At 71.4% G+C, this 12,680-nt stretch carries 8 protein-coding genes; 3 read left to right on the plus strand and 5 right to left on the minus strand.

All coding sequences use genetic code 11. The features are described 5' to 3' along the window. The first annotated feature begins 28 nt into the window (after positions 1 to 28). Positions 29 to 1,663: a peptide-N4-asparagine amidase gene (locus tag ACZ5PB_RS18025; protein ID WP_468692216.1), complete on the plus strand. Its 1,635-nt coding sequence runs from the start codon at positions 29 to 31 to the stop codon at positions 1,661 to 1,663. A 258-nt stretch (positions 1,664 to 1,921) separates the two neighbouring features. Here the strand turns inward: ACZ5PB_RS18025 and ACZ5PB_RS18030 are convergent, their stop codons facing one another. The 3 genes from ACZ5PB_RS18030 to ACZ5PB_RS18040 form a co-directional block, all read right to left on the minus strand. Continuing rightward, positions 1,922 to 3,409 carry a Gfo/Idh/MocA family protein gene (locus ACZ5PB_RS18030; protein WP_468692218.1) on the minus strand — a complete coding sequence of 496 codons (1,488 nt, stop codon included), beginning with the start codon at positions 3,407 to 3,409 and terminating at the stop codon, positions 1,922 to 1,924. Positions 3,410 to 3,545: 136 nt separating this feature from the next. Beyond that, positions 3,546 to 6,503, minus strand: coding sequence for an FAD-binding and (Fe-S)-binding domain-containing protein (locus ACZ5PB_RS18035; protein ID WP_468692219.1), 2,958 nt, complete (start codon positions 6,501 to 6,503; stop codon positions 3,546 to 3,548). Between the two features lie 80 nt (positions 6,504 to 6,583). Further along, positions 6,584 to 7,066 (minus strand): MarR family winged helix-turn-helix transcriptional regulator, encoded by a 483-nt coding sequence (locus ACZ5PB_RS18040; protein ID WP_468692220.1) that lies wholly within the window; start codon positions 7,064 to 7,066, stop codon positions 6,584 to 6,586. A gap of 95 nt (positions 7,067 to 7,161) precedes the next feature. On the opposite strand from ACZ5PB_RS18040, the gene ACZ5PB_RS18045 reads away from it, so the two are divergent. Together ACZ5PB_RS18045 and mltG are read left to right on the plus strand one after the other, a co-directional pair. Further along, positions 7,162 to 8,973 carry an ABC transporter ATP-binding protein gene (locus ACZ5PB_RS18045; RefSeq protein ID WP_468692221.1) on the plus strand — a complete coding sequence of 604 codons (1,812 nt, stop codon included), beginning with the start codon at positions 7,162 to 7,164 and terminating at the stop codon, positions 8,971 to 8,973. A 394-nt stretch (positions 8,974 to 9,367) separates the two neighbouring features. Further along, on the plus strand, positions 9,368 to 10,180 hold the full coding sequence (mltG, locus tag ACZ5PB_RS18050; protein ID WP_468692224.1) for an endolytic transglycosylase MltG: 813 nt from the start codon (positions 9,368 to 9,370) through the stop codon (positions 10,178 to 10,180). A 198-nt stretch (positions 10,181 to 10,378) separates the two neighbouring features. Here mltG and ACZ5PB_RS18055 read toward each other — a convergent pair whose 3' ends face one another. After that, entirely contained in the window at positions 10,379 to 11,470 is a 1,092-nt protein-coding gene (locus tag ACZ5PB_RS18055) for an NAD(P)-binding domain-containing protein (RefSeq protein WP_468692667.1), read from the minus strand. Positions 11,471 to 11,561: 91 nt separating this feature from the next. Next, positions 11,562 to 12,680, minus strand: a complete 1,119-nt coding sequence (locus ACZ5PB_RS18060; RefSeq protein WP_468692225.1) for an LLM class flavin-dependent oxidoreductase — start codon at positions 12,678 to 12,680, stop codon at positions 11,562 to 11,564.

The raw sequence follows: 12,680 nt of genomic DNA on the forward strand, positions 1-12,680 counted from the left end.
CGCCCGTCCCGCGCTTCACTCCTGTCGCATGAGACAACGAAAAGTCATGTCCATGGTCGGCGGCCTGGTGCTGGCCGCCGGAGCGCTCTTCGGGGCTGGCCCTGCCGCCGCCGCGAACCCTGCCGCCGGGGAGGTGCCGCCCGCCGAGTTCGGCAGCGACTGGCACGACCCGCTGACCGCCGCCCCACCGGTCGCCAAGCCGCACACCCGCTCCTGCGAAGTCACCCTGGGCGAGGCCCAGTTCCGCGACTTCACCCCGTACAAGGGCACCTACACCCCGCCCGCGAAGTGCGGCGACAGGTGGAGCAAGGTGGTGCTGCGCCTTGAGGGCAAGGTCAAGGGCCGCCAGTACGACAGGCTCGGATACGTCCACGTCGGCGGAGTCGAGGTACTGCGGACGTCCACCCCGCAGCCCTCGCCGGACGGCATCACCTGGTCCGTGGAGAAGGACGTCACCCGGTACAGCGACACCTTCCGCCGTACGCAGGGCGTCGAAATGCTGATCGGCAACGTTGTCGACGAGACGTACACCGGAATCATCGACGTGAAGGCGACCCTGACCTTCTACGCCGCCGAGGGCCGCACCAAGCCCGCCGCCACCCCCGACCGCGTCCTCACCCTCCAGGGCCTCGACGCCAACTCCCTCACCACGCCCCGCAATTCGCGTCGCATCCTCGCCGAGGTGTACGCCACGGGCTCCGGCGGCGGCTGCGAGGAGTACTGGTACCTCGCGGTCCCGGCCCAGGCCCCGTACTCCTGCAAGACGCCGGACGGCCCGTACCGCGAGGTCCAGATCAAGGTCGACGGCGAACTGGCCGGGATCGCCGCGCCGTTCCCCACGGTGTGGACCGGCGGCTGGTCCAACCCCTTCCTCTGGTACGTGGTCCCGGGCCCGCGCGCCCTGGACATCAAGCCCATCCAGTACGACCTGACCCCCTTCGCCGGGCTCCTCAACGACGGCCGTCCGCACAAGGTCGAGGTCGGCGTCCTCGGCGTACCGGCGGGCCAGACCGGCTGGAGCACCCCGGTCAACGTGCTGGTCTGGCAGGACCACGGCAGCCGTGTCGTCACCGGCGGACTGACCCGGCACGCCGAGGGAACGCCAGTCAACTCCACCAAGTACACGCCCGGTTCGGAGCACCGGCTCGACACACGTGGCGGACACCGGCTGACCGTGGCCGGATACGTGAACACCTCGCGCGGCCGCGTCGAGACCACCGTCGCGCGCAGCCTCACCAACACCTCGGTGCACCGCTGGACCGACGGCGAGTCCCTGGACGCGCTCAAGGGCGAGTGGACGGACGACGAGACGGTCACCACCCGGGGCAAGCACGGCCCGGCGAAGGCCGTCGAGACCCGTCGCACGTACACGATGGACGGCACGACCACGCTCGGCGCGGCCGACCGGCTGCGGACCGTGCTCTCCCTCGGCGACAAGGCCGACACCCAGACCCTGGTGAACGGGCGGCGCGCCGCGTTCAGCCAGTTCGACGACGTCTACCGGGGCGATGCGACGTACACCGCGAACGTGCCCCGCGACCAGCGGCACGCGGTCGGCACGACCGGCGAGCGCTACCGGCTGTACGGCTCCGACGGCACTTGCTACGACCGGAGCGTGAAGTCGGTGCAGGGGACGCTGGTGGAGGACCGGCGGCACTGCTGACGGACGCTGGTGGAGGACCGGGGGCTCCGCTCCCACTCCCGCCGCCCCGCCGGGGCGTCAAGGGGTGGACCCCCGACCACCGCGAGGACGACAAGCGCAGCGACTGGGCGAAGGGCGGCGGGATCTGGCTGCACAGGGACCACGGCAGCGGTACGTCCGGGTGCGTGAGCGACAGGGCAGGGCGTACCTGAAGAGCTGAGGACGCGCGGAGGGGGGGCGGGCTCCGCCGAGCCCGCCCCCCTTGGGTTCACCTGCGCGTCAGGCGGTCGGCTTCTTCGAGTCGACGCCAGGGCGGGCCTTCTTCCACTCGCCCCGGGTGAAGTCCGGTATCTGCTGCGGCGCGCCCTTGGCCCGGATCGACAGGTGGCTGAGCGGCACCGGCGCGGTCCAGGTCGCGGCGTCGTACACGTCGAAGTCGGGGACCAGACCCAGCTGCATGCACTGCATCAGCCGGAAGATCATGATGTAGTCCATGCCGCCGTGGCCGCCGGGCGGGTTGGAGTGCTCCTTCCACAGCCAGTGGTCCCACTGGGCGGCGTACTTGCCGAAGTCGTCCCACTGGTCGTTGGTGTTGGCCGGCTCCAGGTAGATCCGCGCCGGGTAGTCCTCGAAGACGCCGAGGGTGCCGCCGAGGCTGTTGATCCTGCTGTACGGGTGCGGGGTGGAGACGTCGTGCTCCAGACGGATGACCCGGCCCTTGGCGGTCTGGACGAGGCTGATCGTACGGTCGCTCTCGATGTACGACTCCTTCCAGCTCGGGTCGCCCGGCGGCATGTGCTTCGCGCGGTACTCGGCCAGGCCGAGTGCGGGGGAGCCCACGCTGACCACGCTCACCGCGCGGTCGCCCCGGTTGACGTCCATGTAGTTGCCGACCGGGCCGAAGCCGTGGTTGGGGTAGAGGTCGCCGCGCAGCCGGGTGTGCCACAGCCGGCGCCAGGGGCCCTCGTAGTAGTCGGGGTCGAACATCAGGCCGCGCAGGTCGTGGTTGTAGGCGCCCGCACCGTGCAGGAGGTCGCCGAAGAGGCCCGCGTGCGCCATCCGCAGCACGCGCATCTCGTTCTTGCCGTAACAGCAGTTCTCCAGCTGCATGCAGTGGCGCCTGGTGCGCTCCGAGACGTCGACCAGGTCCCACAGCTCTTCCAGCCGCATGGCGAGCGGACACTCCACGCCGACGTGCTTGCCGTTGAGCATGGCGGTCTTGCACATGTCGTAGTGGAAGTCCCACGGGGTGGCGACGTACACGAAGTCGATGTCGCCGCGCTTGCAGAGGTTGCGGTAGTCGTCCTCGTTCTTGGAGTAGATCGCGGGGGCCGGCTGGCCCGCCTTGACGACCTTGGCCGCGGCCTTCTCGCACTTGGCCTTGACGGGGTCGCAGACGGCGACGACCTTGACGTTCGGAATGGCGAGATAGAGGTCGATCATGGAGTCGCCGCGGTTGCCGAGGCCGACGATGCCGACGCGGACGGTGGAGCGGCGCTCGAAGGGGACGTTCGCCATGGTTCTGCCCTGGCGGGGCGGGGCGGCGGGGGCCGCTGCGGCGGGGGCCCCGGCTCCGGACTCTGCGCCTGCCCCTGCTCCTGCTCCGGCTTGGGCGGCCTGCGCGGCCGCTGCCGTGCCGAACGTACCGAGCCCGATGCCGGCTCCTGCGACGCCGGCGGCCTTGAGTACGGAGCGGCGGGTGGAGTCCGTGGGGTTCGACTGGTCGGGGGAAACGTTGTCGTCGCCCTGTGGTGCTGTCTCGTTCATGGAGCCTCCAGGAGGGTGTTCCGTCCGCGACTGGTAAAGACCACGTCAAGGACCCTGAAGGATGGGGCAGTTGATGCGCAAGGGGGCCTACAGGATTCCTGTGACGGACCCTTGGACTTTTGGACTTCCGCGACGGCTACGGCCTGGTCGCACGCTCCAGTTCCAGCAGTACGGAGGCGTAGGAACGGCCCGTCGCACGGTCCATGCCGACCTCGCACATGCGGTTCGCCGAGAGGTACGCGTCGTACTCGCGGCCCGCCGCCTGCTCCCGCTCCGCGATCTCCGCCGCCTCGCGCGCCGTGGCCGAGTCGGTCAGCTCCTTGTGCAGCATGCCCCGGTCGCCCGCGAAGGCGCAGCACCGTACGTCGTCCGGCACCACCACCTCCACCGCGCACGCCTCGGCCACCTCGCGCAACTGCGCCTCGTCGCCCAGGTGCCGCATGGAGCAGGTCGGGTGGAGCACCGCGGAGCCCGCCCTGCGCAGCACGGTCAGTTCCGGGAGCAGTTCGTCGGCGGCCCAGACGACCGAGTCGACGATGTCGAGTTCGCGGTGCAGCTCCCGGTTCTCTTCGGTGAGGTACGGCACCACCTCGTGCGCGATGCCCAGGGTGCAGGAGGAGGCGTCCACCACCAGCGGGAACGCGCCGCCCGCCGTCCAGCCCCAGGCGGCCTCCACGATGCGGTTGGCCATCAGGATGTTGCCCGCCTCGTACCCCTTGGAGTGCCAGATGGTCGCGCAGCAGGTGCCCGCCACGTCACCGGGGATCCACACCGGCTTTCCGGCCCGCGCGGACAGGGCGACCACCGCCTCCGGGAGCGAGGGGCCCTCGTAGCCGTCGGGGGCGCCGAAGATGCGGTTGACGCAGGCCGGGTAGTAGACGGCCGAGGCACCCTTGCGGGAGGTGGCCGGCAGTTTCCGGGGCGCCGCGCCCGGGATCTGCGGCAGCCACTCCGGGACCAGGTCGGGGCGCACCGCCCGCCGGGCCAGCCCGGTCACGGCGGACAGGAGCCGGTCGCCGACCCTGTCGGCCGCCGCGACGGCCAGGCGTGCGGAGGCCTCGACGGCCTTGAAGTTCCTCGCGGTCAGCTCGGCGATGCGCTCCTCGCGCGGGGAGTGCCTGCGGTGCCGGAAGTCCTTCATCAGGGCGCCGGTGTCGATGCCGACCGGGCAGGCGATCTTGCAGGTGGAGTCGCCCGCGCAGGTGTCGACGGCGTCGTACCCGTACGACTTGAGGAGGTTCTCGCCGACGAGGGAGCCGGACGGCTGGCGCATCATCTCGCGCCGCAGCACGATGCGCTGACGGGGTGTGGTGGTCAGGTCGCCGCTGGGGCAGGTCGGTTCGCAGAAGCCGCACTCGATGCAGGGGTCCGCCTCCGCCTCCACGCGCGGGATGGTCTTGAGGCCGAGCAGGTGGGCGCCGGGGTCGCGGTTGAGGACGATGCGCGGGGCGAGCACGCCGTCGGGGTCGATGAGCTGCTTGGTCCGCCACATCAGTTCGGTGGCCCGCGGGCCCCATTCCAGCCCCAGGAACGGGGTGATGTTGCGGCCGGTGGCGTGCTCCGCCTTGAGCGAGCCGTCGAAGCGGTCGACCGTCATCCGGCAGAAGTCGTCCATGAACTCCGCGTACCTGCGGACGTCGGAGGCATCGCCCGCGTCGAAGGCGAGCAGGAAGTGGAGGTTGCCGTGCGCGGCGTGCCCGGCGACGGCCGCGTCGAAGCCGTGCTTCTCCTGGAGCGCGAGCAGCGCCTCGCACGCCTCGGCCAGCCGGGAGGGGGGTACGGCGAAGTCCTCGGTGATCAGCGTCGTACCGGAGGGGCGGGCGCCGCCGACGGCGGTGACGAACGCCTTGCGGGCCTTCCAGTAGCCGCCGATGGCCGCCGCGTCCCGGGTGAAGGCGTTGGTCACCGAGGCGACGGGGGCGACCAGTTCGAGCCGGTCGAGAGTTTCGGCCGCCGCCCGCTCGTAGGCCTCCTGGCCCGCTTCGTCGGGCGCCCGGAACTCCACCAGGAGTGCGGTGGTCTCCTTCGGCAGCTCGGCCCAGTCCTGCGGTACGCCCGCGACGCTGACCGAGGCGCGCAGCGTGTTGCCGTCCATCAGCTCGACCGCCGTCGCACCCGCGTCGTTGAAGAGGGGGACGGCCGCCGCCGCTGCCGACAGGGTCGGGAAGAACAGCAGCGCGGAGGAGAGCCTGCGGTCGAGCGGCAGCGTGTCGAAGACGGTCTCCGCGATGAAGCCGAAGGTGCCCTCGGAGCCCACCATCAGCCCGCGCAGGATCTCGACGGGACTCGTGCCGTCCAGGAAGGCGTCGAGCCGGTAGCCGTTGGTGTTCTTGATCTCGTACTTGGCGCGGATCCGCCGGACGAGAGCGGCATCCGCCTCGATCTCCGCCTTGAGCGCCAACAGTCCTTCGCAGAGCGCCGGTTCGGCGTGCCGGAGGTCCTCGTCGGCGCGCGGGTCAGCCGTGTCGACGACGGTGCCGGTCGGCAGGACGAAGGTGAGGGACGCCAGGGTGCGATAGCTGTTACGGGTGGTGCCCGCGGCCATTCCCGAGGCGTTGTTGGCGACCACCCCGCCGATCGTGCACGCGATGGCGCTCGCCGGGTCGGGGCCCAGCACCCGCCCGTACCTGGCGAGCGTGGCGTTGGCGCGGGCGACGGTGGTACCCGGCTTGATGCGGGCGCGGGCGCCGCCGTCCAGCACCTCGACGCCGGACCAGTGGCGGCGTACGTCGACCAGGATGTCCTCGCCCTGGGCCTGGCCGTTGAGCGACGTACCGGCGGCCCGGAAGACCACTTCGCGGCCCTTGCCGTGGGCGTAGGAGAGGACGGCGGAGATGTCGTCGAGGTCCTCGGCCACCACCACGACCTGCGGCACGAACCGGTACGGGCTGGCGTCCGCCGCGTACCGCACCAGGTCGGAGACCTTCCACAGCACCTTGTCGGCGCCCAGCAGCGCGGTCAGCTCGCGGCGCAGCGGTGCCGGAGTGCCGTGCGCCAGGGCGGCGGGCACCCGGTCGGGGGCGGGCTCGGCGGCCGGGCCGTGCGGGTCGGCGGTCGGGCGCAGGGCCTCCGGCTTCGGCTCCAGGAGCGGCATGGCGGGGGTCCTCTCGCGGTCGCGCCGGGCGGGCCCGGCGGTGGCCCGGCGGGGGAGCGGGCCCCGCCCGGCCACGGTGGTCAGCAGGGGCGCGCACCCCCGTCGACCAGGGTGGACAGCAGTCCGCCGAGCACCTCGCGGTCCGCGGCGGTCAATGGAGCAAGGATGTCCTCTGCGGCGTCACGGCGCGCGTTGCGCAGGGCGCGCAGAGTGGTGCGGCCGGTGTCGGTGAGCTCGATCCGGATGACGCGGCGGTTGGCCGGATCGGGCACCCGGCGGACCCGGCCCTGCTCCTCCAGGGCGTCGACCAGGGTGGTCACGGCGCGCGGGACGACCTCCAGGCCGTGCGCCAGATCGGCCATTCGGGGCGGCGGGCCTTCGTTCAGCGAGTAGCGGGAGAGCACGCGCAGCAGCCGGGCCTGGCCGGGGGTGATGCCGATCGGCTCCATCTGGCGCTTCTGGCTGCGGTGCAGGCGGCGGGTCAGCCGCAGCAGCTGCTCGGCCAGCATGCCGTCGTCGGTGTCGGCCTGGGAGTCGGCACGGGAATCCGATGTGTTGCTCATGCCGGGAACAATAACAGGACCTTGTGCATTGTGAGTATAGGTAACAATGAACTAAGCTCTCGAAGTCTCGCTTCCTCACCCCTCCGAAGGAGCCCATGCGCACCGAAGAGAAGTCCTGGACACCGCCGCCCCGAGAACCGGGCGTCGCGCAGCCGCCCGCCGAGATCCGGCGGATCCTCGGGCTGTTCCGCCCCTACCGGGGCCGTCTCACCGTCGTCGTGCTGCTGGTCGGCGCCTCCTCGCTGGTCGGGGTCGCCTCGCCGTTCCTGCTGCGCGAGATCCTCGACGTCGCCATCCCCCAGGGCCGTACGGGGCTGCTGACGCTGCTCGCCGCCGGCATGATCGTCACGGCGGTCGTCACCAGCGTCTTCGGCGTCCTGCAGACCCTGATATCGACCACGGTCGGCCAGCGCGTCATGCACGACCTGCGCACGGCCGTCTACACCCAGCTCCAGCGGATGCCGCTGGCCTTCTTCACCAGGACCCGCACCGGCGAGGTCCAGTCGCGGATCGCCAACGACATCGGCGGCATGCAGGCCACCGTCACCTCCACGGCGACCTCCCTGGTCTCCAACCTCACCGCCGTCGTCGCCACGGTCGTCGCCATGCTCGCGCTCGACTGGCGGCTCACCCTGGTCTCGCTGCTCCTGCTGCCGGTCTTCGTGTGGATCAGCCGCAAGGTCGGCCACGAGCGCAAGAAGATCACCACCAAGCGGCAGAAGCAGATGGCCGCCATGTCGGCCACGGTCACCGAGTCCCTGTCGGTCAGCGGCATCCTGCTCGGCCGCACCATGGGCCGCTCCGACTCCCTCACCAAGAACTTCACCGAGGAGTCCGAGCGCCTCGTCGACCTGGAGATCCGCTCCAACATGGCCGGCCGCTGGCGGATGTCCACCATCGGCATCGTGATGGCCGCCATGCCCGCCGTCATCTACTGGGCCGCCGGCCTGAGCATGAACGCGGGGGCGCCGGTGGTCTCCCTCGGCACGCTCGTCGCCTTCGTCTCGCTCCAGCAGGGCCTGCTGCGCCCCGCCGTCAGCCTGCTGTCGACCGGCGTCCAGATGCAGACCTCGCTCGCCCTGTTCCAGCGGATCTTCGAGTACCTCGACCTGCCGGTGGACATCACCGAGCCCGACGAACCGGTCCGCCTGACCGCCCCCAAGGGCGAAGTCCGCTTCGAGGACGTCGACTTCGCGTACGACGAGGAGTCGGGCCCCACCCTGCGCGGCATCGACCTCACCGTGCCCGCGGGCGGCAGCCTCGCCGTCGTCGGTCCGACGGGCTCCGGCAAGAGCACCCTGAGCTACCTGGTCCCCAGGCTGTACGACGTCACCGGCGGCCGGGTCACCCTCGACGGCACCGACGTCCGAGACCTGGACTTCGACTCACTGGCCCGCACGGTCGGCGTGGTCTCCCAGGAGACCTACCTCTTCCACGCCTCGGTCGCCGACAACCTGCGCTTCGCCAAGCCGGACGCCACCGACGACGAACTGCGCGCCGCCGCCGAGGCCGCCCAGATCCACGACCACATCGCCTCACTGCCCGACGGCTACGACACCCTCGTCGGCGAGCGCGGCTACCGCTTCTCCGGCGGCGAGAAGCAACGCCTGGCCCTGGCCCGCACGATCCTGCGCGACCCGCCCGTCCTCATCCTCGACGAGGCCACCAGCGCCCTCGACACACGCACCGAGCATGCGGTGCAGCAGGCCATCGACGCCCTCTCCGCCGGACGTACGACGATCACCATCGCCCACCGGCTCTCCACCGTCCGTGACGCGGACCAGATCGTGGTGCTGGACGCGGGCCGAATAGAGGAGCGCGGCACGCACGAGGAACTGCTCGCCAGGGACGGACGCTATGCGGCACTGGTGCGCAGGGACGCACGGCTGGCGCCGGTCGGCCCCTGACCGGCGGGCGGCGGGGGCGGGCGCTGCGGGCGTGCGCCCGCACATGCGGCGACGCCGCCCCTCCCCTGGGACGGGGGAGAAGCGGCGCCGCGGCGTTACCTCGGTCAGACCAGCCAGCCCAGGAAGTGGAAGGCGCCGGCGAGAAGGTCGGTGATGAGGTTCATGACTTGGGTTCTCCTTGTGCAAGGTGCATGTGTGGGACTTGCGCGAACACGGTCTGCAGCCCGTCGCTTGCGCACCGTAAGCATCGTGCGTCACAAGGGAGTTGAGCAACGAAATCCGGCTGGATCACGCGTTCCAGCGAACACCCGATCCCCTGTTCGTGTGTTCGCGGCGCTGTGACGATGGTCTCCGGGTCCCGCTGTCCTTGCGCCGGTGCGGCTAGCGTTCCGGTATGGAGTTCGAGTCCCCGGAGTCATCGCGTCCGCCGACGCGACGCAGGTCCCGACGCGGTCGGCGCCTGCTGGTGTTCGTCCTCGCCGTACTCGCCCTGGCGGTCGGCGTGCTGTTCCTGCTGCTGTGGCAGCAGGAGAAGGGCGGACAGGCCAAGTCCCTCACGGTTCCGGAGGGCTGGCGCGCCTCGCAGGTGTACGCGGCGGTCGACAAGGCGGTGGGGGCCGCGCCCGGCACCGCCAAGAAAGCGGCAGGCACGGCGAACCTGGCGCTGCCCGCCGGCGCCAAGGGCAATCCGGAGGGCTTCCTCTTCCCGGCGACCTACCCGGTGAAGGACGGCACCACGGCCGAGAGCCTGCTCGCGTACATGGTCAAGACGGCGAACGAACGGTTGGGCAGCGGCCCCGAGGTGCACCGCGACGTCATCGTCGCGAGCATCGTCCAGGCGGAGGCCGACACGGCGGTCGACATGGGCAAGGTCGCGAGGGTGATCGCGAACCGGGAGGCCCGGGGCATGCCGCTCCAGATGGACTCGACCCTCAACTACGCCATGAACCGCAGCACTTTGGACACGACGCACGAGGACACCCGCATCGACAGCCCGTACAACACCTACGAGCGCAAGGGCCTGCCCCCGACCCCGATCGGCAACCCGGGCCTGGACGCGATGCGCGCGACCCGTAACCCGACACCGGGCAACTGGCTGTACTTCGTGACGGTGAAGCCCGGCGACACCAGATTCACGGACGACTACGAGGTCCAGAAACGCAACGTCGCCGAGTTCAACAAACTCCGAGCAAGCACGAGCAACTGACTCCCCGCTGCCCCGCCCCCTCGGACGGCGCGGCCGCCTCCGCCCCCGCCCCCTTGGGCGGCGGCCCCGCGCGCCGAGCCCCCTTGGGCGGCGGGGCTGCCCCCCGGGGGCGGAACGGGCGGGCAAGGGGGCGGCCCCCGGCGGAGCCGAACACCCCGCCCCCGCCAAGCCTCCGCCCCCGCCCACCCCCGCGGACCTCTACCGGACCGCGCCCAGCGGCACCGTCCCCACCCGCCCCAAGTACCCCCGAATCTCCCGCACCGCCACCCGCCCCGCCCGATTCGCCCCAATAGTGCTGGCCGAAGGCCCGTACCCGACCAAATGGATGCGCTCGTCCCGCGTCACCCGCGTCCCCGTGAGACGGATGCCCCCGCCCGGCTCCCGCAGCCGCAGCGGCGCCAGATGGTCGACAGCAGGGCGAAAACCAGTGGCCCAGAGAATGACGTCGGCCTCGACCTCACGCCCGTCGTCCCAGGCCACGCCGTGCTCGGTGATCCGGTCGAACATCGGCAGCCGGTCCAGCACACCGCTCTCCCGCGCCGCCCGTATCGCCGCATTCACCGGCAGCGCCGTCACCGACACCACGCTCTCCGGCGGCAGCCCGAGCCGTACCCGCTCCTCGACCCGTGCCACGGCGGCCCGGCCCCACTCCTCGTTGAACTCGCCCTCCCGGAAGACCGGCGGCCGACGGGTCACCCAGGTCGTGTCCGCCGCCACCGGGGCGATCTCCATCAGGTGCTGGGTCCCGGACGCACCGCCGCCCACCACCACGACCCGCTGTCCCGCGAACTCCTCGGGCCCCGGGTAGTTCGCGGTGTGCAGCTGGCGCCCCCGGAAGAGCTCCTGTCCCGGGTAGCGCGGCCAGAACGGCCGGTCCCAGGTGCCCGTCGCGCTGATCAGGGCGCGCGCCGCCCACACCCCCTCCGAGGACTCGACCAGCAGGCGCCCGCCCTCGCCCTCCCGGACGGCCGTCACGTTCACCGGCCGGTGCACGCGCAGGTCGAAGGTCTCCTCGTACGCCGTGAAGTACTCCCCGATGACCTCCGAGGACGGGCGGTCGGCAGCCGAATCCGGCAGCCCCGTCAGCTCCATCCCGGGCAGCGAGTGCATCCCGTGCACCTTGCCGTACGTCAGCGACGGCCAGCGGAACTGCCAGGCGCCGCCCGGCCTCGGCGCATGGTCGAGCACGACGAAGTCCTGCTCCGGGACCAGACCCGACCTGCGCAGATGGTGCGCGGCGGACAGTCCGGCCTGCCCCGCGCCGATGACCACGACGTCCACGTCCCGCACCCCGATGTTGTTCATGTTTCTACTAACGGGGTGAGGGGCGTGGATCTTCCCGACCCGGCATCGCAAATCTTCCCGACCCGGCCAACGCGAATTAAGCCGACCCCACCAGCCCCCTCCGCACCAGCTCCGGCCGCACCCCCTCCCCGAACCAGTACGCCTCCTCCAGATGCGGATACCCGGACAGCACGAAGTGCTCGATGCCCAGCGCGTGGTACTCCTCGATCCGGTCCGCCACGTCCGAGTGGCTGCCGACCAGCGCCGTCCCGGCCCCGCCCCGTACGAGACCGACGCCCGCCCAGAGGTTGGGCGAGATCTCCAGACCCTCCCGCTTGCCGCCGTGCAGCGCCAGCATCCGCTGCTGACCCACCGACTCGCTCCTGCCGAGCGCCTCCTGCGCCGCCGTGATCGCGGACGGGCTCAGGTCGTCGAGCAGCCGGTCCGCCGTCGCCCAGGCCTCGCGCGCCGAGTCCCGCGAAATGCTGTGCAGCCGGATGCCGAACCTGACCGTACGGCCCCGCTCGGCCGCCAGCTCCCGTATCCAGTCGATCTTCTGCTTCACCTGCGCGGGCGGCTCGCCCCAGGTCAGATAGACATCGGCGTGATCGGCGGCCACCGGACCGGCCGCCGGGGACGACCCGCCGAAGAAGATCTCCGGCAGCGGGTCCGGCGGCAGGGCGGTCAGCCCGCCCTCGATCCGGTAGTGCTCACCCTCGAAGTCGTACGGCCTGCCGCCCCACGCCCCGCGCACCACCGACAGGAACTCCGAGGTCCGCTCGTACCGGCGGTCGTGGTCCAGATGGTCGCCGAAGCGGCGCTGCTCCACCGAGTCGCCGCCCGTGACGACGTTCAGCAGCAGCCGGCCCCCGGTGATCCGCTGGTACGTCGCCGCCATGTGCGCGGCCAGCGTCGGCGAGATCACCCCCGGCCGGAACGCCACCAGGAACTTCAGCCGCTCCGTGTGCTGGGCGAGCGCCACGGTCGTCAGCCAGGCGTCCTCGCACCAGGTCCCGGTCGGCGTCAGGACAGCCTCGAAGCCCAACTGCTCGGCCGCCTTGGCGATCTGGATCAGGTAGTCGATGTCGGGTGGCCGCACCCCGCTCACCGGGGCGATGCGCGAGCGGCTGATCCCGCCGTCCGTGTAGGCGTGCCGGTCGACGAGGGTGCGCCCGTCGCCGCCGGTGGGCAGGAACCAGTGCAGATGGACGCTCAT

The organism is Streptomyces sp. NPDC032721 (assembly GCF_055579625.1).